The following is a 25827-nucleotide window of genomic DNA, read 5'->3' on the forward strand; positions in this document are numbered from 1 at the left end:
CATGCCCCTGCCATTGATCTACCACGATGACTACAGCCCTGAGTTCCCGGCAGACCACCGGTTCCCCATGGACAAGTTCCGCCTGTTGCGTGACCACCTGGTGGCCAGCGGCCTGACCGAGGACAGCCAACTGCTGCGCCCGTCCTTGTGCCCACCGGAGATTCTGGCCCTCGCCCATGAACCTGGGTATATCGAACGCTACATGAGCGGCGAGTTGTCCCGCGAAGACCAACGGCGCCTTGGCCTGCCCTGGAGCGAAGCCCTGGCCCGGCGCACCGTGCGCGCGGTCGGCGGCTCGATTCTGGCGGCGGAGCAAGCCCTGGAACACGGCCTGGCCTGCCACCTGGCGGGCGGCACCCACCACGCCCACTACGACTACCCGGCGGGCTTTTGCATCTTCAATGACCTGGCAGTGATCAGCCGTTACCTGCTGGCCAGCGGCCGGGTCAACCGCGTGCTGATCTTCGACTGCGACGTGCACCAGGGCGACGGCACCGCGCGCATCCTCCACGACACGCCGGATGCGATCACCGTGTCCCTGCACTGCGAAAAGAACTTCCCCGCCCGCAAGGCCCAGAGTGATTGGGACATCCCGCTGCCCATGGGCATGGGCGATGCCGAGTACCTCCAGGTGGTGGACGACGCGCTCAACTACCTCTTGCCGCTCTACCAGCCGGACTTGGTGCTGTACGACGCCGGCGTCGATGTGCATAAGGATGACGCCCTCGGTTACCTCAAGCTGACAGACGCAGGCGTAGCCGCCCGCGATGAAAGCGTGATGCGCCATTGCCTGGGCCGCGACATCCCGGTGATGGGCGTGATCGGTGGCGGCTACAGCAAGGATCGCCCCGCCCTGGCCCGCCGCCACGGCATCCTGCACCACAGCGCACAGCGGGTGTGGACGTCATCAGGTTGTCATTGAACGGTGGGCGTTACCCACAATGCCTGTGGAACGGCCTGTGGATAACTTGAGCGTAAGCGTCTGAGAGCCTGTATCCGTATAGCCTGTAGGAAGCTGTACGTTTTTTGATCAGGCAGCGCCGCGCTCCTCGGGTAGAATGCTCGGCTTATTTCCGCGATCGTAGCCCTGCCCATGCCCGACATCTCCTCACGACACGTCACCATCATCGGCGGCGGCCCAGCCGGGCTGATGGCCGCCGAAGTCTTGAGCCTGGCCGGGGTGCAGGTTGACCTGTACGACGGCATGCCGTCGGTGGGGCGCAAATTCCTGCTGGCCGGTGTGGGCGGCATGAACATCACCCACTCCGAAGCGTACCCGGCGTTCCTGTCGCGCTACGCCGAGCGCGCACCGAACATCGCCCCACTGCTGCGGGCATTTGGGTCAGAGGCGTTGTGCGAATGGATTCACGATCTGGGTATCCAGACCTTTATCGGCACCTCCGGCCGCGTGTTTCCTACGGATATGAAAGCCGCCCCGCTGCTGCGCGCCTGGCTCAAGCGCCTGCGTGACCAGGGCGTGGTTATCCACACCCGGCATCGTTGGTTGGGGTGGAATGCCGACGGCGATTTACTTATCCACAGCCCGGAAGGCGAGAAAACCGTCCACAGCGATGCGCTGCTGCTGGCCCTCGGCGGCGGCAGTTGGTCGCGGCTGGGTTCCGACGGCGCGTGGCTCAAGCTGCTGGAGAATAAAGGCGTACCTTACGTTGCATTGCAACCGAGCAACTGCGGCTTCGAAGTGTCGGCCTGGAGCGAGTTGATGCTCAGCAAATTCGCCGGCGCGCCGCTGAAAAACGTCGCCATCGGCCTGGAGGATGACAAGCCTCGACTCGGCGAATGCGTGATCACCGCCACCGGAATCGAGGGCAGTTTGATCTACGCGCTGTCGGCGCCTATTCGTGAGGCGATCAATCGCGACGGTTCGGCCACGGTGCATATCGACTTGCTGCCCAGCAAGCCGTTGGACAAGGTTCAGGCGGCGTTGGCCAAGCCACGCGGTTCACGCTCGATGAGCAAGCATTTGCACAGTCAATTGGGCCTCGAGGGGGTCAAGGCGGCGCTGTTGCGCGAGTTGGCGCCTGCCGAACACTTCCACGATCCGGCGCAGTTGGCGGGGGCTATCAAGGCGTTGCCGCTGACATTGGTGAAGACACGGCCGATGGATGAAGCCATCAGCACCGCAGGCGGCGTGCCGTTTGAAGCGTTGGATGAGCGCTTGATGCTCAAGCAATTACCGGGGGTGTTTTGTGCGGGGGAGATGCTGGATTGGGAAGCGCCGACCGGGGGGTATTTGCTGACGGGGTGTTTTGCCAGTGGCAGAGCGGCTGGGCGGGGGATGTTGGAGTGGTTGAAAACTTGAGATTTGCGTGAACTCAAGTCCGATATCGGGGGCAAGCCCCCTCCCACAGTTTGAATGTATTCACACATCAAAATGTGGGAGGGGGCTTGCCCCCGATGAGGCCCTTAGCAGCACCTCAAAACTTACTTCTTCTTACGCGGCCCGGTATTAAACACCGGCACCTTACGCACCGGCTTGATCGAAGGCTCCGACGGCGCCACTTCACCACTGTCCACCCACTTGCCAAGGTTGCGCTTACCACCGCCACCACCGGACGCCTTAGGCTTCTTCGGTTTTTTCGGCTTCTTCACCACCTGACCACTGGCATCGGTGTCCGGCACACGATGCTCCGGCTCGAAGTCCTGTTCCATCTTGCGGGTCAAGGTCTGGCGGGTCAGCATCTCGATGGCCGAGAGCATGTTGACTTCATCGGCACACACCAGGGAAATCGCCTCACCGGTGTTGCCTGCGCGGCCGGTCCGGCCGATGCGGTGGATGTAGTCCTCGGCCACAATCGGCAGGTCGAAGTTGATCACCAACGGCAAGTCTTCAATGTCCAGGCCGCGCGCGGCGACGTCAGTGGCCACCAGGATCTGCACTTCGCTCGACTTGAAACGGTCCAGCGCACGCTGGCGCGTGGCTTGCGGCTTGTCGCCATGGATGCCATCGGCATTGATGCCCAGGCCCTGCAACTTATCCACCAGCGCATCCACGCCGTTACGGGTCTTGGCGAACACCAGCACCTGCTTCCAGCGGCCTTTGCGCATCAGGTGCACAAACAGCTCCGCCTTGCGCTTCTTGTCCACCGGCACCACCCATTGCTTGACGGTGTTGGCGGCGACGTTGCGCGGGCTGACTTCGATGGTCAGCGGGTCGTTGAGCATCTGCCCGGCGAGCTGGCGGATGTCATCGGAGAAGGTCGCGGAGAACAGCAGGGTCTGGCGTTTTTTCGGCAGCATGCGGTAGATGTTCGCCAGTTCTTCGGAGAAGCCCAGGTCGAGCATGCGGTCGGCTTCATCCAGCACCAGGGTTTGCAGTTGGTTGAGTTTCAGCGCGTTCTGGCGGAACAGGTCGATCAGGCGGCCCGGCGTGGCGACCAGGACATCGACGCCCTTGCGCAGCTTCATCATCTGCGGGTTGATGCTCACGCCGCCGTACACCGCGTAGGTGGTCAGCGGCAGGTTTTGGGCGTATTCGGCAACGCTGGCGTGAACCTGCTCGGCCAACTCGCGGGTCGGGCACAAAATCAGCGCGCGCGCCGAGTTAGCGGCGACTTTCGGCCCTTCCATGGTCAGCAGTTGCAACAATGGCACGGCAAAACCGGCGGTTTTACCGGTACCGGTCTGGGCCGCGGCCATCAGGTCGCGACCGGCCAGCACCGCCGGAATGGCTTGCGCCTGCACCGGCGTCGGGGTCTGGTAGCCAAGCGTCTCAAGGGCGCGCAGCAAGGGTTCGATCAGGCCAAGTGTGGCGAAAGTCATGTGTTTACCGTAGGAAAAATTCAGCGCAAGGGCGTAATGCGCGGCAGTTTACCTTATTTCCGGCTTGGGCTTTCGCCACTGGGGCAGACTGATCAACAGCACGGCGCTGATAATCACCAGCATGGCCAAGCCCTCTTCCAGACCGATGGATTCACCCACGAACACAATCCCCAGCAACACCGCCACCGCCGGGTTCACATAGGCATAGCTGGTCGCGGCCGCCGGGCGAACATGCTTGAGCAGGTACATATAGGCGTTGAAGGCGATGATCGAGCCGAACACCGTCAGGTAGGCCAGCGCCAGCCACCCCTCCAGCGGCGGCATGGCCTGCAGGTGCTCACCGGAAAGCGCGCTGCCGATCAACAATGTCACGCCCGCCACCAGCATCTCCGCAGCGCTGGCCATCGCGCCCTGGGGCAGCGGCAACTGCCGACTCCACACCGACCCGAATGCCCACGATGCCGCCGCGAACAACAACAAGGCGGCGCCCACCGGGCTCGATTGCAGGGTGCTGCCCATGTTGAGCATGGCGATGCCGACAATCCCCAGGATCACCCCGGCCCATTCCAGCCGCGTATTGCGCGCCCCCCAGAAAAACCCGCACAGCAAGGTGAACAGCGGCACGGTCGCCACCGCCAGGGCAGCCACACCGGACGACACGCCCGCATGTTCGGCCAACGTGACGCCGCCATTACCGAAGGTGAGCAGCAAAATGCCGATCATCCCGGCGGCCTTCCATTGTGGCCACGTCGGCGCTGGCACCCCGCGCCATCTGAGGTAGCCATACATCAGCGCACCCGCTGTGCAGAATCGAATCCCCGCCAGCAGCAACGGCGGCCAGTAGTCCACGCCAATGCGAATCACCAGGTAGGTGGACCCCCAGATGACATACAGAGCAAAAAAAGCGGCGATCAACGGTAAGGGAAAGCGACGTGTGCCAGGCATTGGGCGGCTCGAAGGCAGATATAAGAGAGGCTTATTCTAAAAAGACAGGCCGTTAAACATAAGTTACAAAACCTGTTTAAACCGCCAGTACACTTTCCAAAGCATGGTTATGAAGGCTATAAATCGTGTTTTCGAAAGCCATCCTCGAGTAGAGCCTTATCATGGACAAATACGACCGCATGCTCCTCAGCGCCCTGCTCGAAGACGGCCGCGCCTCCTACGCGCAACTGGCACGCACGGTAAACCTCTCCGCCCCCGCCGTGGCCGAGCGCGTCGCCAAGCTGGAAGCCAGCGGGGTGATCACCGGGTACCAGGCCAAGGTGGATCTGTCGAAAGTGGGCCTGCCGATTCAATGCGTGATCGAGCTGAGGTTGACCAACCATGGCAGCCAGAAGGTGTATGACGCACTGGCCGAAATCCCCGAACTCACCGAATGCCACCGGGTCACGGGCGATCCGTGCGTGATCATGCAAGCGGCGGTGGGCTCGATGCCGGAGCTGGAGAACCTGATTAATCGAATAGCGAAGTTCGGGTTCAGCAAAACCTCGATTATTTTGTCGAGCGCGATAGAGCGGCGGGTGCCGTTGGGGCAGTTGGAGGGCAAAAATGGTGGATAAGCACAGCAAGGTCTTGAGCCTAAGTCACCCGATCACCCCGCGTATTCCGCTGTGGCCGGGGGATCCGCCGGTGGCGTTTGAAGGCGTCGCGTCACGGGATAAGGACGGCTATTTCCTACGGCGTTTCAGCATGGGTGAACACAGCGCCACGCACATGAATGCGCCGAACAGTTTTTATGCCGACGGGATGGGCATTGATGGTTATCGACCCGAAGACTTGGTGCGGCCCGCCGTAGTGATCGATGTGCACGGTAAAACCCAGAGCAATCCAGATTACGAAATCAGCCCACTGGATATTGAAGCGTGGGAACGTCAGCACGGGCTTATCGAACCTGGCTCGGTGGTGCTGATGTACACCGGCTGGCAACACCTCTGGAACGACCCGATAGCGTTTTTTGGGCAGGACGCGCAAGGCTCACACTTCCCAGGGATTGGTGAAACGGCGATTCGGTTTTTACTCGAACAGCGCCAGATTGCCGGGGTTGGCATTGATACCCACGGGGTCGATCCAGGGCAAAGCACCGCCTTCGCGACAAACCATGCCGTGTTGGCGGGAAATGGGATTGTGCTGGAATGCCTGACCCACCTCGACCGGCTTCCGGCCAAGGGCGCCACGTTAGTGATAGGTGTACTGGGACTGGAAGGCGGTTCGGGATCACCAGCCTCAGTGATGGCATTTATTCCCTGACTTGCAGGTAGGCCCTACCGACGCCATCGCAGGCAAGCCAGCTCCCACACTAGACCGCATACAGTCCGGGCAACTCGTCACCTGTGGCGAGCGGGCTTGCCCCGCGCTGGGGCTGCGAAGCCGCCCCAAAACATAGCCCCCGGAGCTGTCTGGCACACTGCAGTGCTCTTATTGGGGCTGCTGCGCAGCCCAACGCGGGGCAAGCCCGCTCGCCACAGTTACAGTGTTCCTCCTTAATTGACGGGCATCAGGGCTTGCCCGCGATGACGTCGGTTGCTTCAACACAGCTGTGAGCGTTGAACAATCAAATCGACCACTTGCTCAAGGGTGGTGATGTGATCCCAATCTTCCTGGGTCGCTTGCAAGTTGAATTGCCACTTGATCTGCATGACAAAGCAGGTCAAATCATCATCAATAATCTTGAAGTCATGGATGAAGTCCGTTTGCTCCGTGACCTGACTTCGGTCGATGAAACCGATGATATCGACGAATAGCTGAATCACCTTTTCGCTGATCTCGGCTCTAGTCGGGCTACCTTCCATTTCTTGCCTCATAGGCACACTTACCAATACTGATTAAATCAAAGACAGCCAACCCCGCAGCAACGAAAGGAATGCCCCGCCCAATAATGCCAAATACCCGGACGGTGCCAAACGTTGCAGCAGCGGGCGGTGATGCATTTGGTGGAGATGGCGAAGGGGGTGGTGGATCGGGCGTTGGAGTGTGTGCAGCCTCGATGAACGACAGATAACCAATGTGGGAGGGGCGTTGTTCTGTCAGAACCCGCGATGCTTCTTAAGATGCTCATTGATCTTCGCCGCCGGCACTTTCTGCAGGGTGCACAGCAGGTCGTGGGACAGTTCGCGCAAGCCGTGGGTACGGCGCAGTTCCTGGGCCAGGTGCGCCGTGAGGTTGGCGGCCATTTCCGCATCCGCCAGCGCTCGGTGAGCCTGACCGGTGTGGGGCAGTTTCGCGTAGGTGTTGAGGGTGCCGAGCTTGTGGTTGGGCGCAGCCGGCATCAGGCGGCGGGCCAGCAGCAGGGAGCAGGCGAATTTTTGCAGGCGAGTGCGGCGGATCAGGCCGAGTTCGAAGTCCCAGAACTTCTGGTCGAACGCGGCGTTGTGCGCCATCAGCGGCGTGGTGCCGACGAACTCATTGACTTCGTTCATCACCCGCTCGGCCGGCGGGGCGCTGCGCAGCATGGCGTTGCTGATGCCGGTGAGTTGCTCGATAAAGCCCGGCACGCGCACGCCTGCGTTCATCAGGCTCTGGTAGCGGTCCACGATCTGGCCACGCTCGAGGATAACCACCGCGATTTCCGTGGCCCGGCAGTGGCTGCTCGGGGTGATGCCGGTGGTTTCAAAGTCGATGACCGCTATACGTTCCAAACCTGTTCCAACTCCGTCTAATCCATTTATTTATTGAGCCGCAGCGCTTATTTAAGCAACAACGCGCCTTCGATCGGCACGTAGCGGCTGGCGGCACGTATCAGTGAGTTGGCCGTAAGCCCCGGTACGCCGTAGGCCACGGCTTCGACGCCGTGCTTGTGGATGATGCGGTCGAGCAGCATGTCGAAGTCGCCGTCACCCGAGGCCAGCACAATTTCGTCGACGTGATCGGCGGCGTCCATGATGTCGATGGTGATGCCCACATCCCAGTCGCCCTTGGCCGAGCCGTCGCTGCGCTGGATATACGGCTTGAGCTTTACCGTGAACCCCAGGTTGCGCAGGATCTGCTGGAACTGCTGCTGCTTGCTGTCACCGCGGTCGATGGCATACGCATAGGCCTCGACGATCTGCCCACGCGAACTGATATCAGCCCACAGCGCGGCGTAGTTGAAATGGCAGCCATAGGCCTGGCGGACGGTGTAGTAGAGGTTTTGTACATCGGCGAACACTGCAATTTTCTTCACCGCACTTCCTCATGACAGCCAGGCGCCAGGGCCCGGAAAGGGTGCCAGTATGCCAGCCGCGAGAACGTTTCCGGGAAAAATCAGACCGGGGCGGCTCAGCGCCCCGGGCCGGGAGTGTCAGACGAAGGAATCGTCGTCGCCGAAGGAGGAAGAATCGTCGGAATAGTCGCTATCGGCAAAGCTGTCCGAGGCATTGTCGCTGCCCCAGCTGTCATTGCCGGCGAACTTCTGGTCATCGTTGCCCCAGTTGCCGTTGTCGCTGGCGGGCGCCGGCTCTTCGCGGATGATTTCTTCCACGACCTGCGGCTGTTGCGAGTTGTGGCTGAACAGGCTGCTGATGCCTTCGGCCAGCAACACACCGCCGGCCACGCCCGCGGCGGTTTTCATCGCGCCACCGAGGAATCCGCTGCCAATGGGGGCGGCGGCCGGTTGCTGCGGCTGTTGATAGTTCTGTTGCGGCGCTGGCTGGCCAAAGGACGGCCGCGCTGGTTCACGCCAGCCACCGCCCGACGATGCCGGAGCGCTCTGGGCCGGTTGCGGGTCACAGGAACCGCCGCCAAAGATGCTCGACAGGAAACCACCGCTGCTCGCCGGGGCCGGTTGTGCGGACTTGGCACGCTGCAACTCATCCTGCAATTGCTGGATCTGCTGCGCCTGTTGCTTGTTCTGCGCGTCGAGACTCTTGAGCGCGTGTTCCTGCACCAGGATCGACTGCGTCATGTAGTACCCGGCGGCCGGTTGGCGAGTCATGTGCTCCTTGATCCGTGCTTCTGCTTGCGCATCGCGCGGGGCTGAGTCCGTTTCGGCTTGCTGCAACCGTGAAAACAGTCCATCGATCAGGGTTTGCTCTTCGCTGTTCATGGCGACCTCGTTAGATTGCCGGTAGAAATCGTGGTCCTGTCTGTAATCAGGCCAGGTGCGTGCTAGTTATGGGGGTGTTACCAGTTGTTTCAATGGTCTTTACTCAAGGTTTACGTTTGCTTACCGCTGGCCATGATCGGTTAAAGTGTTGCCCTTGCTTTTAGGCCTGCGATGAACCTGATGAATCCGTTAGACGTATTGCGCGACTCCTTCCGTTTTACCCGAGGCAACCTGGGCGCCATCGTCCAGCTGTGCCTGCCGCTGGTGATCCTCGAAGCCCTGCTGCAACAGATGCTCGACCATGCGCTCGGGCCGGATGCCTTCCCCGGCTACAGCGTGGTGGTGGGCTTGCTGGTATACCCGCTGTACACCGGCGCGTTGATCCTGTTCCTTGACGCCCGCACCCGTGGCGAGTCGCCGCGCACCAAGGACATCTGGGCCATGGCGCTGACCCTGTGGCCACGCTTCGCCCTGCTGACCGCCATGAGCACCTTGCTGATTCTGCTGGGCCTGTCGCTGTATTTCCTGCCTGGGCTGTGGCTGATGGTGGTGTTGGCGTTCGCCGAGTACCTGCTGGTGCTGCGCGGCATGCCGGCGCTGGAGGCGATGAAGGAAAGTCTGCGCCTGACCCGTGGGCATTTCTGGCGAATCCTGGTGTGCCTGCTGTGTGTCATGACGCCCCTGTGGCTGCTCAAGGGCGCCAGTGTGGCGGCGTATCCCAATCCCGCGCCGCTGCTGGGGCTGCTGATGGACAGCGCCCACAGCTTCCTGCAACTGTTCACCAGCGTGGTGCTGTTCCGTTTATTCATGCTGATCGGTGGCGATGCCGACGCGCGGTGATATGCTCCACGCCACTCCTGAAACGCCATAAGCCGAGCCGATGACCCGTTTATTGCGCATCACCCTGCTGGGCCTGCTGATCGTTGCGGGCCTGCTGACGGCCCTGATCTACAGCCTGACCTGGCGCCCCGCCGCCAAAGAAACCCTGCCCGTCAGCTGCGTCGCGCCCCGTGCGCCAACCCTGTTGCCGGGGCAGGCGCTCAAGGTCATGACCTGGAACGTGCAATACCTGGCCGGCAAGAACTACGTGTTCTGGTACGACACCGCCGACGGCAGCGGCCCGGACGAACGCCCCACCGTCGAAGACATGGCCGTCAGCCTCGACGAAGTGGCGCGGGTGATTCGTGACGAACAACCCGACATCCTGCTTTTGCAGGAACTCGACGAAAACGCCAAGCCTTCCCACTACCAGGACCAGCTAGCGCTTTTGCAGGAGCGCCTGGTCGACCTCTACCCGTGCAGCGCCCAGGCCTTCGACTGGAAAGCCGACTTCGTGCCCGACCGGCATATCTTCGGCAGCGTCGGCCGCAAGCTGGCGACCCTGAGCCGCTACCAGATCGAACACGCCGAGCGCCTGCAATTGCCGGCGCCCGAGGCCAATATCATCAGCCGTCAGTTCCAGCCCAAGCCGGCCTTGCTGCTGACCTACCTGCCATTGAGCGACGGCGGCCAACTGGCCGTGCTCAACACGCGCCTGGACGGTGACGCGCCGGGGCGCAGCGCGGTGCAGGAACAGGTCATCAGCACGGTCAAGCTGCTGGATAAATTCGAAGGCCGTGGCACGCCCTGGCTGATCGGCGGCGATTTCAACCTGCTGCCCCTGGGGCAATTCCTGCGTTTGGATGCGGATAAGCGCGGGCAGTATTCGCCGGACAGCGAGCTGCATTTATTGTGGGACAAGTACCCGATGATCCCGAGCAACAGCCAATCCAGCGGGATTGATCGTGAGAAATGGCTGACGTACTTTCCCAATGACCCAAGCATCGATGGCCCGGACCGCACCGTCGATTACCTGTTCTACAGCCCCCGTATCAAGCGGGTAGAGGCGAAGGTGCGGCAGGAGGATACATTGCGTATTTCCAACCATTTGCCGGTGATTGCGCGCTTCCTGTTGCCCGCCGCGCAATAACCCACACCACAAACCTAATGTGGGAGTCCCCACTACCTCTTCGACGTAGCGCTGTCGCGCAGCAAACGGGGACCTCTGTGGCGAGCGGGCTTGTCCCGCGTTGGGGTGCGAAGCGCCCCTGATGAAGACGAATGCGGTGTATCAGGTACTCCTCTGCGCCTGGTTTTGGGGCTGCTGCGCAGCCCAACGCGGGACAAGCCCGCTCGCCACAGGAATACGCTCGCCTGAAATTGTTTATTCAAGACTCAAGACTTAGGGTGAAATTTTAACCTTTTAAAATCCGTCAGTTATTTTAAGTTTTGATAAGAGCAGGCTTGCTCGCGAATGCGGTGTGTCAGTGAGTACATCGTTGACTGAACCACCGCTTTCGCGAGCAAGCCCGCTCCCACACTTAAATCGCAATAAACCCGTTAAATACGTTTCGCCTGGCAGACTGTCATCGGGGGCAAGTCGAATCGTCGCACCGCCCCTCCCACATTTGGATCCTTAGCGTTACGACTTTCGGGGTTTGATCCGCGCGGTCGGCTCGGCTATCAGCGGATCATCCGGCCAGTAATGCTTGGGATACCTGCCCTTCAGATCCTTCTTCACTTCGGCATAGGTACTGCGCCAGAAGTTCGCCAGGTCCTGGGTCACCTGCACCGGCCGTCGCGCCGGCGACAGCAGGTGCAACTTCACCACTTGGCGCCCGCCGGCAATGCGCGGGGTGTCGGCCAGCCCGAACAATTCCTGCAAGCGCACCGCCAGGATCGGCGGTTGTTCGCTGTAGTCCAAACGCACCGATGAGCCAGACGGCACTTTCACATGCTGCGGCGCCAGTTCGTCCAGGCGCTGGGGCAGCGGCCAGGGCAACAGGTTGTGCAGGTAGCTGGAAATATCCAGGTTGGCGAAATGGCTCAAGCGCGAGACTTTGCCCAAGTAGGGCATCAGCCAATGCTCCAGGCCGGCGAGCAAGGCGCTGTCGCTGACGTCGGGCCATTCGCTGGTTTTGCCGGCGTCCAACTGGCGCAGCAGCAGGACGCGGGATTGCCATTGGCGCAGTTCCGGGGTCCAGGGCAGCAGCTCCAGGCCTTTGCGGCGCACCAGGTTGACCAGCGCCTGGCTGCGTGCGGATTCGTCGAGACCGGAGAGCGGTTCGCGGCTGAGCACCAGCTCGCCGACTTTGCGCTGGCGTTCGGCACGCAGCACGCCTTCGCGCTCGTCCCAGTCCAGTTGATCGACGTTGCGCACTTGCTCGGCGAGGACCGTGTCGAACAGCGTCGGGTCAAAATCTGCCGCGAGGTAGATGCGCTCTTCGCGCTGGCCCTGGCGGCTGCCGAGGTCGGCGATCACCAGCCAGGCTTGTTTCATCAGGCTGTCGGCCTCGGCGAACAGCGCGGCGCGGCCGTTGGCCAAACGGTATTCGGCACCGCCGGGGCGACGTTGCTGGGCGACACGGTCCGGGTAGGCCAGCGCCAGCAACGCACCGAGCCAGCGCGGGTGGTCGGGGTCGCCCACCGGCTGAGTTGCCTTGCCCCTTAAATAGCCACGGTATTGCCGGGCCAGTTGCTTGGCGCGCTGCACGCCACCTTGAGTACCGCGCGCACGCTCCACGCCGGACATCAGCGCCAGGCGGCTGTGCAGATCCGCGCCACCACCGCGCAAAATATCGCGCTCGCCCAACAGTGCAGCGACATCACAGGCGGTGGCTGCAAGCCCCAGGTCCTGGCCGCGCAGCAGTAAATGGGCGATGCGTGGATGGGCCGGCAACTCGGCCATCTTCTGGCCATGAGCCGTGAGCTTTTCTTCATTCAACGCCCCGAGGCGCACCAGCAAGTCCTGTGCCTGGGCATACGCGGCGGTCGGTGGCACGTCGAACCACACGAGCTGCGCGGGCGTGACGCCCCAGCGCGCCAGTTGCAAGGCCAAACCGGCCAGGTCGGCCGCGAGGATTTCCGCACTGCCGTACGCGGCCAGCCCTTCATGCTGGTCTTCGGACCACAACCGATAACACACCCCCGGCTCCAATCGCCCTGCCCGGCCCGCGCGCTGGGTGGCGCTGGCGCGAGAGATGCGCTGGGTGTCGAGGCGGGTCATGCCGCTGCCGGGGTCGAAACGCGGCACCCGCGCCAAGCCGGCATCGATCACCACGCGCACGCCGTTGATGGTCAGGCTGGTCTCGGCAATGTTGGTGGCGAGCACCACTTTGCGTTTACCAGCCGGTGCAGGATCGATGGCCGCGCGCTGGGCGTTGAGGTCCAGTTCGCCATGCAGCGGGCACAGCAACACATCACTGCGATCGCCCAGGACGTCGGCCAATTGCTGATTGACCCGGCGAATTTCCGCCTGGCCCGGCAGGAACACCAGCACGCTGCCGGTTTCATCGTGCAGGGCTTCGAGAATGGTTTGCACCACGCGCGGTTCGATGAATTCGCCGGGCTGGGATGGCCGCCCCCAGCGCATCTGCACCGGGAACATGCGCCCTTCGCTGCGCAGGATCGGCGCGTCGTCCAGCAGGCTGGCCAGGCGCTCGCCTTCAAGGGTGGCGGACATCAGCAGGATTTTCAGCGGTTGCTCGTCGCGAAACAAATCGCGGCCGTTCAGGCTCAGGGCCAGTGCCAGGTCGGCGTCGAGACTGCGCTCGTGGAATTCATCGAAGATCAGCAAGCCCACACCGTCCAGTGCCGGGTCGTCCTGCAGGCGGCGGGTGAGAATGCCTTCGGTGACCACTTCGATACGCGTGTTGGGGCCGACTTTGCTGTCGAGGCGGATGCGATAGCCGACGGTTTCACCAACCTTTTCGCCCAGTTCGCTGGCCAGACGTTCGGCAGCAGCGCGGGCGGCCAGGCGCCGGGGTTCGAGCATCAGGATGGTCTGCCCGGCCAGCCATGGCTCATTCAACAAGGCCAGGGGCACGCGGGTGGTTTTACCGGCGCCGGGCGGCGCTTCCAGCACGGCTTCATGGCGATTCGCCAAGGCGTCACGCAGGGCAGGTAAAACATCATCGATCGGCAACGAATTCATACTGGCTCCAAAGCAGAGCGGCGAGTATAACGGCGAACTGCCGGATGCCGACGCTGGTCTCAATGGCAGTGCTATATAGTCCCCTATCAACCGTGTTCAGGAGAGTCTCCATGCGTATCGCTTCCCGTGTCATCGGCGGTGTCCTCGCCGTCACCCTGCTGAGCCAACTGACGGCCTGCGGTTCGATTTTCTACCCGGACCGCCGTGGCCAGATCGACGGCAAGATCGACCCGACCATTGCCGTGCTCGATGCCGTAGGCCTGTTGTTCTACGTGATCCCTGGCCTGATCGCGTTCGGCGTTGACTTCGCCACGGGCGCGATCTATTTCGAACCCGGCAAGACCGCCCAGGTCGACCCGGAAAAACTGCACGAAGCCATCGGCGCCGACGGCAAGGTCGACAATGCCAAGCTGCAAAGCATCATCCAGAAGGAAACCGGCCGCACCCTGCCGCTGGACGACCCACGCATGATCCAGTTCAAGGGCAGCGTGCAACAACTTGCTTCCCTGGGCCTGCAACCCGCCGGCTAAGGAACGTTTATGACCAGCAGTCCCGAACACGCCCGGCTGTTACGCCTGGCCACCCGCGCCTCGGTGGGTGTGGCCTGTGCGCTGATCGTTACAAAGGCCATCGCCTGGTGGCTCAGCGGCTCGGTGAGCATGCTCGCCGGGTTGACCGACTCTCTGCTCGATGGCGTGACCTCGCTGCTGAACCTGCTGGCGGTGCATTACGCCCTGCGCCCGGCCGATGACGATCATCGTTATGGCCATGGCAAGGCAGAGTCGCTGGCGGGCATGGCCCAGGCGTTGTTTATTGGCGGCAGTGCGGTGTTGATCGCCTTGCAGGCGTACGAGCGTTTGCAGCATCCGGAGCCGGTCGGCGCGCCGTGGCTGAGCATTGGGGTGATCGTGTTTTCCCTGGCGCTGACCGTGGCACTGCTGATGCTGCAACACCGGGTTGTGCGCGAAACCGGCTCCAATGCCGTGCGGGCGGACTCGTTGCACTATCGCTCGGACTTGCTGCTCAACGGCAGCATCCTGGTGGCGCTGGTGCTGGCGGGCATGGGCTTTCATCAGTTCGACGCCTGGTTCGGCCTGGGCATCGCTGCCTACATTTTGTGGAGCGCGATCCAGATCGCCAAGGAAAGCTTTGCGGTGTTGATGGACGAGGAACTGCCGCCGGACGTCAGCCAGCACATGCTGGAACTGGCCCGAGGCATACCCGGGGTGCTGGGTGCCCATGACTTGCGCACGCGCATCTCCGGCAACCACTGGTTTGTGCAGTTGCACCTGGAGTTGCCGGGGGAGTTGACGCTGTCAGTGGCCCACGGCATCAGCGACCAGGCCGCCGATGCCATTCACGCCGCCTACCCGCGCGCCGAAGTGCTGGTGCACGCCGACCCGCGAGAAGTGGTCACGGGCGCCAAGGCCTAGTACTGCACCTGATACCCGCGACTGCTCAGGCAGTTGCCCTGGGCCTGGCGGTAGGTTTGCACCACCGCCGGGTCAGGGGCGTAGGTGACCGCCTGCGGGTCGAAGCCACTTTGCTGCACCGCCCAGCGATAACAGTCATAGCCGTCCTGCTGCACCTGGGCCGGTGACTGACCGTTGGCGGGATAGGCCACCACGTCATAGCCATTGCCTTGCGGTGCGGGCTGCGGCGCAGGTACTTGCGTCGGCGGTTGCACCACCACGTATTGCTGGGTGCTTTGTTCGTAGGCGTAGTAGGCGCCGGCGGCCAGGAACAACAGCGAGCCACCTACCCACACTTCGCGCGCGTAGTCCGGCAAGTAATGCACGCGGATGCCATACGGCGGCGCCACGACCACATAGCGCGGACCTTGAGGACGGTACCAGTAGCCGCCGGAGAAGAAGTAATCCTGGCCACGGTAAGGCACGCGGTAATTGCGGTCGGGGAAGCGGTCGACGGTGTAACCGGGACGATATTGCGGACCAGGGCCCCAGCCGTTGCCATGCCCATCGGGGCGGCCCGGCCAGCGGTTATCGTTTGGATGGCCGTTGTTAAAGCCCCCGCCGTTGTTGCCCGGACGCGAACCTGGGCCACCGGCCTCCCAATGCTGGTTGCCGTCGTTACGACGCGGGATGTCACGGTAGTAACCCTGACGCGGCTCCTGGGTCTGGCGCACGGTATCGGGGCGACTCTGGATCGGCAGGTTATTCGCAGGCTGCGGTGCTGGGCGAGGCTGTTCGGCACCTTGCGGGCGACCTTGCCACTGCCCGCCGCCGTGCTGCTGTTGCGGCTCGGCACGATCAACATGCGGGTTCTGTGGACGCGGCTGAGGGTTTTCCGGCCGTGGTTGATTGTTCTGCGGCTGCGGGCGCGGCTGGTTATTTTGCGGGCGCGGTTGTTCGTTACCTTGACCTTGCCGACCGCCCTCCGGCCCTCTTTCATGCTGGCCGCCCCCTTCAGGGCGTGGGTCTTCGGCCATTACTTGCGTGCCGACGGTGACCATCAGCAAACCTACACCTGCCATACGCCAGATGCGCTTCATGCTATTCCTCACTGCGGATAAGGGCCTAGAAGGTCCGGCCTCATAGATGAGACTGGAAAAGCCTCGCCCGGTTCTGAGACAGGTTATCAGTCACGAGAACAATTTTCTTAAGGCAAAAGAAAAGGGGTGACCCGTCGGCCACCCCTTGAGAACTTCGTCCATGCTCAACGCTTTTGACGTTGGCTCACCTCACGCCGTCTTGTGGACAGTGTGCAGCCTGGAGGCCGGCTCAACCCTGCTGGGGTGGCGGCCGCAGCACGCCTGATTGGGCGAGCTGCTGTGGACTGTTGTCCAGGCGGTGATTCTGTTGATAACGATACCCGCCAGCGCCCGACAGATGATTGCGAAGATTGCGTCAATAAACAGTGCTTGCGCAATTTTTAACCCTTCATGGATAATTCACCGCAATAGTTACGACAAAGGCCAACCCAATGAGCAAGCTTGACCGATACGACCTGAGTATTTTGGCGGAATTGCAGCGCGACGCGAGGATCTCCAACCAGGAGTTGGCCGAGCGTATCGGCCTGTCGCCTTCGCCCTGCTCACGCCGGGTCAAGCAGTTGGAGGACGACGGTTACATCTCACGCCAGGTCGCCCTGCTCGACCGCAAGATGCTCGGCCTGAGCCTCACGGCCTATGTGCTGATCGGCATGGACCGCCACACACCCGAACGTTTCGAGAACTTCGAAGCAGCCATCCGCACCCTGCCCCAGGTGCTGGAATGCAGCTTGGTGACGGGGATGGATGCGGACTATCAGTTGAAAGTGGTGGTGCCGGACATGGACCACTATCAGAAACTGTTGCTGGGCCACCTCACTCGAATCGAAGGCGTGACCAGCGTGCGGTCGAGCTTTGTGCTGAACCAGGTGCTCAACAGCACCGAATTGCCGCTGACCCACCTGCGTACCTGATCTCGTGAACAATGAATATCAGATGTGGGAGGGGGCTTGCTCCCTCCCACAGTTGACCTGTGTTTCATCAGTGAAATCTGCGTGCGACGCACCGACGCAGGTCAATGTTGCGCCTGTGGCACTGCCGTATACTTGCCGCCTGTCCCGTTGGAAGAGCCCATGAACAACATCGACCCCGCCCTGTTCGAAGAGTGGATGATGACCGGCCTGGTCACCATCCTGATCATTTTCATGGGCTTTATCGTCTGGGACCTGGCGAAGAAATCCAAGGCCGGGCGCTTTGGTTCGTTCATCCTGTTTTTCGTGCTGGGCCTGGGCGTGGCCGCGTTCATCATCAAGAGCGTGGTAATCGGCCTGATCGAGTCCGGCGCTTTATAAACGCGCAGGTACTTCCTTCCATTGGCCTTGGTCCAGGCCGTCGATTGTCCAATCGCCAATACGCACCCGCACCAGACGCAAGGTCGGCAGGCCCACGGCGGCGGTCATGCGTCGCACTTGGCGGTTACGCCCCTCTCGAATCACCAGCTCAAGCCAGTAAGTCGGTAGGTTTTTGCGAAAACGCACCGGCGGGTTGCGCGGCCACAACTCGGGTTCATCCAAACGCCGGGCCTCGGCAGGCAAGGTTTTGCCGTCGTTGAGCTCTACCCCCTCGCGCAGGCGTTGCAGCAGTTCTTCGGTGGGTTCGCCCTCCACCTGCACCCAGTAGGTTTTCGCCAACTTGTGCTTGGGATCGGCAATACGCGCCTGCAACTGGCCATCGTTGGTCAGCAGCAACAGGCCTTCGCTGTCACGGTCCAGGCGGCCTGCCGGGTAAATACCGGGGATGTCGATAAAATCCTTGAGCGTCGCGCGCCCGCCTTCGTCGCTGAACTGTGTCAGCACATCGAAGGGTTTATTGAACAGGATCAACTTCGGCTCGGCCGGCGGCGCCTTGGCAACACGGCGCGCAGCAGAATACGGAGGTTTCACGCCAGGGCGGCGCGAATCGGGACGGGTGGGACGGGACATGGCAAAGGAACATCTAACGGTCAGGACCGACAATGCTAGTGGCCTGACCGCTAAATGACCATCCCAACCGCTTAGCGGAACGGAGGCTCGTCGAAGCTGCGCAGTTTGCGCGAGTGCAGCGAGTTGAGTTCGGTGCGCAACAGGTCCACCGCCTCGATGCCGATCTTCAAGTGCTGGCTGACCGCACGTTCGTAGAACGCGTTGGCCGAACCCGGCAGCTTGATCTCGCTGTGCAGCGGCTTGTCCGACACACACAACAACGTGCCGTAGGGTACGCGCAAGCGGTAGCCCTGGGCGGCGATGGTGCCGCTTTCCATGTCCACGGCCACGGCGCGGGACAGGTTGATCAACGGCCGTTCCTGGGCCCAGCGCAGTTCCCAGTTGCGGTCGTCGTAGGTCAATACCGTACCGGTGCGCAGGCGTTTTTTCAGCTCTTCGCCTTTCTCACCGGTGACATTCGCCGCCGCCTGCTGCAAGGCCATCTGCACTTCGGCCAAGGCTGGGATCGGGATGTTCGGCGGCACTACCCGGTCGAGAATTCCGTCGCGGCGCATATAAGCGTGGGCCAGTACATAGTCGCCGATGGTCTGGGATTGGCGCAGGCCGCCACAGTGGCCAATCATCAGCCAGCAGTGTGGACGCAGCACCGCCAGGTGGTCGGTGATGTTCTTGGCGTTGGACGGGCCGACGCCGATGTTTACCAGGGTCACGCCGTGGCCATCGCTGGCCTGCAGGTGATAGGCCGGCATCTGGTAGCGGTGCCATACCACGCCTGCGGCAATCGCCGAGGCTTCGCCGTGGTCCATGCTCTTGTCGATGATCACATTGCCCGGCAGCACCATGCGGATAAAACGCGGATCGCTGCGCAGTTGTTCCAGGCCATGCACGATGAACTGGTCGACATAGCGGTGGTAGTTGGTCAGCAAAATCCACGGTTGCACATGGCGCCAGTCGCTGCCGGTGTAATGCACCAGCCGGCGCAGGGAAAAGTCCACGCGCGCCGCATCGAACAGCGCCAGGGGCAGCGGGTCGGTGTTTTCCCAGTCGTACAGGCCATCGGCGATGCCATCGGTGGCGGCCGACAGGTCGGTGCTGGGGAACACGCGCGCCAAGGTCGCGGCGGTCACTCCGGAGCCGGCCAGTTCGTCACCCTGCTCCACTACGTAGGGGTAGGGAATGTTTTGCTGGCTGACGCCCACTTCCACCGTCACGGTGAAGTCGTGCATCAGCGGCACCAGTTGTTCCAGCAAATACTTACGGAACGCCGCCGGATGAGTAACGGTAACGCTGTAGGTCCCCGGTAGCTGGACCTTGGCATACGCCCGGGTCGTCTGTGGGACTTCACCGTGGCAGTGGTAAGTCAGGCGCAGTTCCGGGTAGCGAAACAGCGCGCGTTGTTCGGCGTCGGGTTCGACGCGGTCCTTGAGGTATTGCTTGAGGGCCTGGTTAAGCGCGCCGGTAGCCCGCTCATGCAGGGCCGCCAGCCGATCCACGGCCTCTTCGGCGGTTTGAACGACAACAAAAGCTTCGGTCACGGTAAGCATCCTGTGTTCTGACTTGCAGGCCTTTATCTTGCCTGTATCCCTGTCAGACGCAAACCTTGAATTGGAGTGCCCTCTCAAGATGGCTGCAATCCCTGTGGGAGGGGGCTTGCTCCCGATAGCGGTGGGTCAGTTTACAGCTAGGCTGACTGACACTCAGCCATCGGGAGCAAGCCCCCTCCCACATTTGGACCGTGTTTATTCAGATACATTGGGGCTTGAGCGCGCGACGATGGCCCCGACATCGACACCACGCGGCAAGGTGCCGTAGACGCGGCCAGACGACTGGCCCAAACGGCTGGCGATAAAACCATCGCTGACCGCCCCATGACCGGCCTCCAGCAACAACTTGGCCTGTAGCGCCACGGCGATGTCCTCGGTCAACTGCCGCGCGCGGTACTGGATGTCCTGGGTGTCCATAAACGCCGACTTCAGGTGTTCGATATGCCGTGCCAGCTGCTTATCGCCATGCCCGTCACCGAGTTCGACAAACAGCGCCTCCAGCACGCCGGGCTCTTTGGACAGTGCGCGCAGCACATCCAGGCATTGCACATTGCCGGAACCTTCCCACGTCGAATTCACCGGTGCCTCACGGTACAAGCGCGGCAGGATGCTGTCCTCTACGTAACCCGCGCCGCCCATGCATTCGGCGGCTTCGTTGATCATTGCCGGGGCGCGTTTGCAGATCCAATACTTGCCCACCGCCGTCACCAGCCGAGCGAACTTGGCCTCCCGCTCATCGTCCAGATGATCCAGGGCGCCCCCCATGCGCATGCTCAGCGCCAGCGAGGCTTCACTCTCCAGGGCCAGGTCGGCGAGCACGTTTTGCATCAGCGGTTGTTCACTGAGTACACGGCCACCGACCAGGCGATGGGCGCAATGATGGCTGGCCTGGGTCAGCGCCTGGCGCATCAAGGCGCTGGAACCCACCATGCAGTCGAAACGGGTCATGGCGACCATCTCAATGATGGTCGGCACACCACGGCCCTCTTCGCCGATCATCCACGCCAGGGCACCGCGAAACTCCACTTCACTGGAGGCGTTTGAGCAATTGCCGAGTTTGTTTTTCAGACGCTGGATATAGAACTCGTTGCGCGTGTCATCCGGGCGGTGCCGGGGCAGCAGGAAACAGGTAAGGCCCTTGTCGGTCTGGGCCAGGGTCAGAAAGGCATCGCACATCGGTGCAGAGCAGAACCACTTATGGCCCACCAGCTCATAGGCTTGCCCCGGCCCACCAGCCCCCACGGGATAGGCGCGAGTGGTGTTGGCACGCACGTCGGTGCCGCCCTGTTTCTCGGTCATCGCCATGCCGATGGTCGCGCCGGTCTTGTGGGCAATGCCGAGATTGCGCGGGTCGTATTGGGTGCTGAGGATTTTCGGTAACCAGGTCTTCGCCAGGTCGGGCTGCAAGCGCAGGGCCGGGACGCAAGCGAAGGTCATGGTCAGCGGGCAGCCGGTGCCGGCTTCGGCCTGGCTATGCAGATACGTCATGGCGGCCCGGGCCACATGGGCACCGGGTTGCGGATGGGCCCAGGGGAGCGAGGGCAGGCCATGTTCGACGGCGGTGCGCATCAACTCATGGTAGGCCGGGTGAAACTCCACCAGATCGATGCGATGCCCATACCGGTCATGGCTGCTGAACACCGGTTTGTTCTGGTTGGCCAGGAACCCGGCCTCCATCAGCGGCCCGCCGGCCAACGCCCCGTATGCATCGATGCGCGCTTGCGCCCAGCCGGCGCCAAAGCGCCGTGACCAGTCTTGCAGCGGCACGTCGATGCGGTACAGGTTGGTGCCGTCCAAGGAGGGCGGCTGGTTGGTGACGTCGTGGGTTTCGGCGAACGCGTGCAGGTTCATGAAGGGCCTCCTGGAAAAAGGCCCTATCGAATGCCAACTACCCATAAAAGCGCAGATCGATTAAGGCCGGTTTTTTCAGTTAAGCACTGACATGGCGCTTAAAACAGTGGCATACCCGCCGAATGCCCGGCGCTTTCACCCTCTTGCGGGCACAACACCCGACGTTCCAACACCGCCTGCAACGCCTCGAAACGCACAGGCTTGGCGAGGCGATCGGAAACGCCGATGCCATGGCAGTGCTCGCGTTCAGACGTATTCAGCGACGTACTCAAGGCGATCACCGGCAGTTCACCGCAGCCTGGCAGGGCACGAATCTGACAGCACAACGAGAAACCGCCTTCAGGTATATCCAACAAGACGGCGTCGAAGTGTTGCCCCTGCACGGCCGCCAACGCCGCCGGGCCGCTGTCCACGGTTTTCACCCGGTAACCCAGCTTGAGCAACATGCCGCGCACCACCAACTGGCCGACGCTGTTGTCATCCACCAACAACACCGCGCAGTCCTGGGGCGCACGCTGCCGATCGTGCGCCGGTTTTGCCTCAGGCGGCACCGGGCTGACTTTCACGTCCAACTGAAAGCGGCTGCCCTTGCGCGGCTCGGAATGATGGGTAAGGCGCCCGCCCAACAGTTCGATCAATTGCCGGCAGATGGCCAGGCCAATACCCAGGCCGCCGTATTCGCGGGTCATGGAGCCATCGAGCTGGAAAAAGCGCTGGTACAAGGTCGCCTCGTCGAGGAAGGCGAAACCAATACCGGTGTCGGTCACAATAAAGCTCAGGCGCACGCCGCCGTCACTGTGAGGCACACCCACCACCCGCAGGCGCACGGAGCCTTCGTGGGTGAACTTGAAAGCGTTGTCCAGCAAGCAATCCAGGCACTGCACCAGCTTGTCGGCGTCGCCCACCACGCGGTCCGGCAGATCAGCGGCCACATCGATGGAAAACGCCAGGCCTTTGCCTTGGGCGCTGGTATTGAATTGCTGGCGCAAGGTGTCGAGCACGCCGCGCAGGCTGAACACCCGAGGCTGGGCACTCAGGCGTCCGGCCTGCAGTTCGGTGAGGGTGAGGATGCCGTTGACCATGCGCATCATGTCCCGTGCCGAACCGGCGGCAGTTTGCTGGTACTGCGCCAGGTCGTCGTCCAGCGGCACTGTTTGCATCAGCTCAAGGGAGCCGATCACACCATTCATGGGCGTGCGCAGTTCATGGGTCAGCGTTGCGAGGAATTCATCCTTGAGACGGTTACTGCGGGCCAGTTGCTGGTTGAGCACTTCGAGCTTCTGGCTGGCGTCGAAGAGGATCTGCGCCTGCTGCTCACGCATGGCATTGATGCGGTCGGCCAGGGCCAGGGATAACAGTGCCACTTCAATCGCCGAGCCGATCTGGCTGGCGTACATGGTGAGGAACACATTGGGCAAGTAGCCCAGCACCATCAACGTGTTCACCACCCCGCCCAGCAGGAACGCAGACCAGGCGATGATGAAATACCGCGCCACCCGCTGGCCGCAGTACCAGGCCTTGATGGCGGCGACGAAGATGGTCACGGTGAATACCAGCGCCAAACCGGTCGCCAGGCGCAAGGCCAGGGCGTAGCTGGTCAGCAGCGCCAGCGCCATCACTACGCCGCCGCACGCCGCCAGCGTCAGCAAGAGCCGGTTAATCCAGCGGCTGTGCTGCGCGGTATGCAGGAAGCTACGGGCGAACAGGCTGCCGAACAGCGCCGCGGAACCGATCAGCAACGGCACCGCCGCATTCGCCCACCACGGGTTGTTCGGCCAGAAGTACTGCACCGCCACACCATTGACCGACAGTTGGTACAGGCCAAACGAGGCGATATAGAGGATGTAATACAGGTAGCTGGTGTCGCGCACGCTCAGGTAGATAAACAGGTTGTAGACCAGCATCCCCAGCAATACGCCATAGATCACCCCCAGCACAGACAGGCGCAGCGGTTGTTGCTCCAGATAAGCGGTGCCGGCCCAGAGCGTCAACGGCGCCTGGATGGAGCCTTCACTTTGCAGGCGCAGGTAGAGCGTTTGCTGCTGATCGGGCACAAAATTGAGCTTGAACAGGTAATTGCTCTGGCTGACTTCACGGCTGGAAAAAGGCAGCGCACTGCCGGTGCGGGTGGCCAGCCGGTAGTTGCCGGTGCCATCGTTCTGGTACAGGTCCAGATGATTCAGCGGAGGGTAAGCCAACTCCAGGAACCAGGTGCGGGGCGCGCGCGGGTCTTTGGCCATGTAATGCAGGTCGACCTTGAGCCAGAACACCGAGCGCGAATAGCCGGCATTGAGAGTGGCTTTGTCATGGTGCTTGAATTGCGCAGCGTAGGCGGGGGAGCTTACTTCAGCGATGGTGAGGGCATCGGTCGGGTCTTCGAGCACTTGCATGGCTCGGCCCAGCGGCAGGCTTCGAGTGTTCTGGTTGAACTCGATGGCGCTGGCGAGCATCGGCAGCCCGCACAACAATAAAATCAGCAAATAGCGCATAGAGCCCCAGCGTGGCCTGTCCGGTTATGTCAAAAGCCCCCATTTCCTTTTGAGAAGACGTACACCGACGGTACAGTCAGTTGTTTGGATCCACTTTAGCATAGCCGCTAAAGGCCATTGGACACCATTGAAATAATTTTCCTGAGGGCTCTAGAACAAGGCTTACAGCCTGTTTTCGTGAGAAGCAAAGCGCCAAAAAAGCGTCACTCTTTGGACAAAATTCAACCATCGCCCGACGGCCACGCCAAAAGCGTTTGGTGGTAAGCTCGCGCACCATGAATATCTACAGCTCTCGCCCTGTTGTCCTCTGTCTCTCCGGCCATGATCCCAGTGGTGGCGCCGGCTTGCAGGCAGATATCGAAGCCCTGCTCGCCCAAGGCTGCCATGCGGCTCCGGCCGTCACCGCCCTGACCGTGCAGAACACCGTCAATGTCAGCGATTTCCGCGTACTGGACCGTGAGTGGGTACTGGCCCAGGCTAATGCCGTGCTGGGCGACTCCGAAGTGGCGGCAGTCAAGCTGGGCATGCTCGGCTCCACCGCGATGGTCGACACCGTGGTCGAACTGCTGCAGGCGCACCCGCACCTGCCGGTGGTGTGCGATCCGGTGCTGCGCGCCGGCGGCGGTGGCAGCCTGGGCAAGGACGAAGTCGGCTACGCCATGCGGGAGCGGTTGTTGCCATTGTCGCTGATCGCCACACCGAACCTGCCTGAAGCCCGCATCCTGGCCGAACTGCCCGAGGGCACCGCCGACGAATGCGCCGAGAAGCTGCTGCCGTTTATCAAGCACCTGTTGATCACCGGCGGCCATGGCGACGAGCACGAAGTGCACAACCGTCTCTACAGCCGCGATGGCACGCGCCAGACCTTTACCTGCCAGCGCCTGCCCGGCAGCTATCACGGCTCGGGCTGCACCCTGGCCAGTGCCTTGGCCGGGCGGATCGCCCAAGGCGAAGGGGTGGTGAGTGCGGTGCAGTCGGCACTTAACTACACTTGGCGCACCCTGCGTGACGCCGAACAACTCGGCAAGGGCCAGTTCGTACCGCGCCGTCTGCCACTGGATTTCTGCTCGTAACTTTCCGCTCTTAACAGCAAGAGGCCTGCCCGATGAAACTACGTGGCCTTTACGCCATTACCGACAGCCAACTGTTGGCCGGCAAGTTCCTCGCCTACGTCGAAGCGGCATTGGACGGTGGCGTGACCCTGCTGCAGTACCGCGACAAAAGCAGCGACGAAGCCCGGCGCCTGCGCGAAGCCGAAAAGCTGCGCGAGCTGTGCTCACGCTACAAGACCCAACTGATCATCAACGACGACGCTGAATTGGCCGCGCGCCTGGGCGTCGGCGTGCACCTGGGCCAGACCGACGGCCCACTGACGCCCGCCCGTGCGCTGCTCGGCTCCAAGGCGATCATCGGCGCCACCTGCCACAGCCAGATCGAACTGGCCGAACAGGCGGCGAAGGAAGGCGCCAGTTATGTCGCCTTCGGCCGCTTCTTCAATTCCAACACCAAGCCGGGCGCTCCGGCCGCCACCGTTGAAATGCTCGCCGAAGCCCGAAAGCGCCTGCATGTGCCGATCTGCGTGATCGGCGGCATCACCCTGGAGAACGCCGCACCGCTGGTGGCCCATGGTGCCGACCTGCTCGCCGTGGTCCACGGCCTGTTCGGTGCCGACAGCACCCAGGAAGTCACGCGCCGCGCCCGCGCCTTCAACGCATTAATCAAATCCTGAATTCAGAG

General features: G+C 62.0%; 24 protein-coding genes and 1 pseudogene. 13 read left to right on the forward strand and 12 right to left on the reverse strand.

Features of this window, described 5'->3' with window-relative positions:
* Window position 1 precedes the first annotated feature (1 nt).
* The gene (locus tag AD670_RS23480; RefSeq protein WP_053138021.1) at window positions 2–922 is read left to right on the forward strand and encodes a histone deacetylase; all 921 of its coding nucleotides are present in this window, start codon (window positions 2–4) and stop codon (window positions 920–922) included.
* A gap of 171 nt (window positions 923–1093) precedes the next feature.
* Window positions 1094–2320 (forward strand): TIGR03862 family flavoprotein, encoded by a 1227-nt coding sequence (locus tag AD670_RS23485; protein WP_053138023.1) that lies wholly within the window; start codon window positions 1094–1096, stop codon window positions 2318–2320.
* Window positions 2321–2442: 122 nt separating this feature from the next.
* On the opposite strand, the gene AD670_RS23490 is transcribed toward AD670_RS23485, so the two are convergent.
* Both AD670_RS23490 and yedA read right to left on the reverse strand, forming a co-directional pair.
* Entirely contained in the window at window positions 2443–3780 is a 1338-nt protein-coding gene (locus tag AD670_RS23490) for a DEAD/DEAH box helicase (protein ID WP_053138025.1), read from the reverse strand.
* Between the two features lie 48 nt (window positions 3781–3828).
* A complete protein-coding gene (gene yedA / locus AD670_RS23495) occupies window positions 3829–4725 on the reverse strand; it encodes a drug/metabolite exporter YedA (RefSeq protein WP_053138027.1) in 897 nt (298 codons plus the stop codon).
* Between the two features lie 161 nt (window positions 4726–4886).
* On the opposite strand from yedA, the gene AD670_RS23500 reads away from it, so the two are divergent.
* Window positions 4887–5342 (forward strand): Lrp/AsnC family transcriptional regulator, encoded by a 456-nt coding sequence (locus AD670_RS23500; RefSeq protein ID WP_053138029.1) that lies wholly within the window; start codon window positions 4887–4889, stop codon window positions 5340–5342.
* Window positions 5332–6030 (forward strand): cyclase family protein, encoded by a 699-nt coding sequence (locus AD670_RS23505; RefSeq protein ID WP_053138032.1) that lies wholly within the window; start codon window positions 5332–5334, stop codon window positions 6028–6030. Before AD670_RS23500 ends, AD670_RS23505 begins: the two co-directional genes overlap by 11 nt.
* 278 nt (window positions 6031–6308) lie before the next feature.
* Here AD670_RS23505 and AD670_RS23510 read toward each other — a convergent pair whose 3' ends face one another.
* Window positions 6309–6572 (reverse strand): acyl carrier protein, encoded by a 264-nt coding sequence (locus AD670_RS23510; RefSeq protein WP_053138035.1) that lies wholly within the window; start codon window positions 6570–6572, stop codon window positions 6309–6311.
* 117 nt (window positions 6573–6689) lie between these two features.
* Between AD670_RS23510 and AD670_RS32065 the strand changes: the two are divergent.
* Window positions 6690–6770: pseudogene (locus AD670_RS32065) on the forward strand (DUF3077 domain-containing protein); the annotation flags it as partial.
* Window positions 6771–6806: 36 nt separating this feature from the next.
* Here the strand turns inward: AD670_RS32065 and AD670_RS23515 are convergent.
* The 3 genes from AD670_RS23515 to AD670_RS23525 all read right to left on the reverse strand — a co-directional run bounded on the left by AD670_RS23515 (window position 6807) and on the right by AD670_RS23525 (window position 8803).
* Complete coding sequence (locus AD670_RS23515) at window positions 6807–7418, reverse strand: PolC-type DNA polymerase III (RefSeq protein ID WP_053138038.1); 612 nt, start codon at window positions 7416–7418, stop codon at window positions 6807–6809.
* A 47-nt stretch (window positions 7419–7465) separates the two neighbouring features.
* Window positions 7466–7942 (reverse strand): NYN domain-containing protein, encoded by a 477-nt coding sequence (locus tag AD670_RS23520; protein ID WP_024077544.1) that lies wholly within the window; start codon window positions 7940–7942, stop codon window positions 7466–7468.
* A 117-nt stretch (window positions 7943–8059) separates the two neighbouring features.
* Window positions 8060–8803, reverse strand: a complete 744-nt coding sequence (locus tag AD670_RS23525) for a DUF2076 domain-containing protein (protein ID WP_053138043.1) — start codon at window positions 8801–8803, stop codon at window positions 8060–8062.
* A gap of 180 nt (window positions 8804–8983) precedes the next feature.
* Here AD670_RS23525 and AD670_RS23530 point away from each other — a divergent pair, with 180 nt between their 5' ends.
* Together AD670_RS23530 and AD670_RS23535 are read left to right on the forward strand one after the other, a co-directional pair.
* Complete coding sequence (locus tag AD670_RS23530) at window positions 8984–9643, forward strand: YciC family protein (protein WP_053138337.1); 660 nt, start codon at window positions 8984–8986, stop codon at window positions 9641–9643.
* Window positions 9644–9683: 40 nt separating this feature from the next.
* Window positions 9684–10772 carry an endonuclease/exonuclease/phosphatase family protein gene (locus AD670_RS23535; protein WP_053138045.1) on the forward strand — a complete coding sequence of 363 codons (1089 nt, stop codon included), beginning with the start codon at window positions 9684–9686 and terminating at the stop codon, window positions 10770–10772.
* 492 nt (window positions 10773–11264) lie between these two features.
* Here the strand turns inward: AD670_RS23535 and hrpB are convergent, their stop codons facing one another.
* Window positions 11265–13775, reverse strand: coding sequence for an ATP-dependent helicase HrpB (gene hrpB / locus AD670_RS23540; RefSeq protein WP_053138047.1), 2511 nt, complete (start codon window positions 13773–13775; stop codon window positions 11265–11267).
* Window positions 13776–13885: 110 nt separating this feature from the next.
* Between hrpB and AD670_RS23545 the strand changes: the two genes are divergently transcribed.
* Window positions 13886–14305, forward strand: coding sequence for a hypothetical protein (locus tag AD670_RS23545; protein WP_053138049.1), 420 nt, complete (start codon window positions 13886–13888; stop codon window positions 14303–14305).
* A 9-nt stretch (window positions 14306–14314) separates the two neighbouring features.
* A complete protein-coding gene (locus AD670_RS23550; protein WP_053138051.1) occupies window positions 14315–15208 on the forward strand; it encodes a cation diffusion facilitator family transporter in 894 nt (297 codons plus the stop codon).
* Here AD670_RS23550 and AD670_RS23555 read toward each other — a convergent pair.
* On the reverse strand, window positions 15205–16287 hold the full coding sequence (locus AD670_RS23555; RefSeq protein ID WP_053138053.1) for a DUF6515 family protein: 1083 nt from the start codon (window positions 16285–16287) through the stop codon (window positions 15205–15207). The genes AD670_RS23550 and AD670_RS23555 overlap by 4 nt on opposite strands.
* A gap of 431 nt (window positions 16288–16718) precedes the next feature.
* Here AD670_RS23555 and AD670_RS23560 point away from each other — a divergent pair, with 431 nt between their 5' ends.
* Both AD670_RS23560 and AD670_RS23565 read left to right on the forward strand, forming a co-directional pair.
* On the forward strand, window positions 16719–17198 hold the full coding sequence (locus AD670_RS23560; RefSeq protein ID WP_003176264.1) for an Lrp/AsnC family transcriptional regulator: 480 nt from the start codon (window positions 16719–16721) through the stop codon (window positions 17196–17198).
* A 168-nt stretch (window positions 17199–17366) separates the two neighbouring features.
* Entirely contained in the window at window positions 17367–17576 is a 210-nt protein-coding gene (locus AD670_RS23565; RefSeq protein ID WP_025999909.1) for a DUF2788 domain-containing protein, read from the forward strand.
* Here AD670_RS23565 and AD670_RS23570 read toward each other — a convergent pair.
* From AD670_RS23570 to AD670_RS23585, 4 genes are all read right to left on the reverse strand, one after another.
* Window positions 17571–18206, reverse strand: a complete 636-nt coding sequence (locus AD670_RS23570) for a pseudouridine synthase (RefSeq protein WP_053138055.1) — start codon at window positions 18204–18206, stop codon at window positions 17571–17573. The genes AD670_RS23565 and AD670_RS23570 overlap by 6 nt on opposite strands.
* A gap of 71 nt (window positions 18207–18277) precedes the next feature.
* Window positions 18278–19750 carry an AMP nucleosidase gene (gene amn / locus AD670_RS23575; protein WP_172681519.1) on the reverse strand — a complete coding sequence of 491 codons (1473 nt, stop codon included), beginning with the start codon at window positions 19748–19750 and terminating at the stop codon, window positions 18278–18280.
* 195 nt (window positions 19751–19945) lie between these two features.
* A complete protein-coding gene (locus AD670_RS23580) occupies window positions 19946–21601 on the reverse strand; it encodes an acyl-CoA dehydrogenase family protein (protein WP_053138059.1) in 1656 nt (551 codons plus the stop codon).
* A 98-nt stretch (window positions 21602–21699) separates the two neighbouring features.
* A complete protein-coding gene (locus AD670_RS23585; RefSeq protein WP_053138061.1) occupies window positions 21700–24090 on the reverse strand; it encodes a hybrid sensor histidine kinase/response regulator in 2391 nt (796 codons plus the stop codon).
* Between the two features lie 275 nt (window positions 24091–24365).
* On the opposite strand from AD670_RS23585, the gene AD670_RS23590 reads away from it, so the two are divergent.
* Window positions 24366–25163: a hydroxymethylpyrimidine/phosphomethylpyrimidine kinase gene (locus tag AD670_RS23590; protein WP_053138063.1), complete on the forward strand. Its 798-nt coding sequence runs from the start codon at window positions 24366–24368 to the stop codon at window positions 25161–25163.
* A gap of 32 nt (window positions 25164–25195) precedes the next feature.
* Window positions 25196–25819, forward strand: a complete 624-nt coding sequence (gene thiE / locus AD670_RS23595; protein ID WP_053138065.1) for a thiamine phosphate synthase — start codon at window positions 25196–25198, stop codon at window positions 25817–25819.
* Window positions 25820–25827: the final 8 nt, after the last annotated feature.

The organism is Pseudomonas sp. MIACH (assembly GCF_001269925.1).
Lineage (GTDB): Bacteria > Pseudomonadota > Gammaproteobacteria > Pseudomonadales > Pseudomonadaceae > Aquipseudomonas.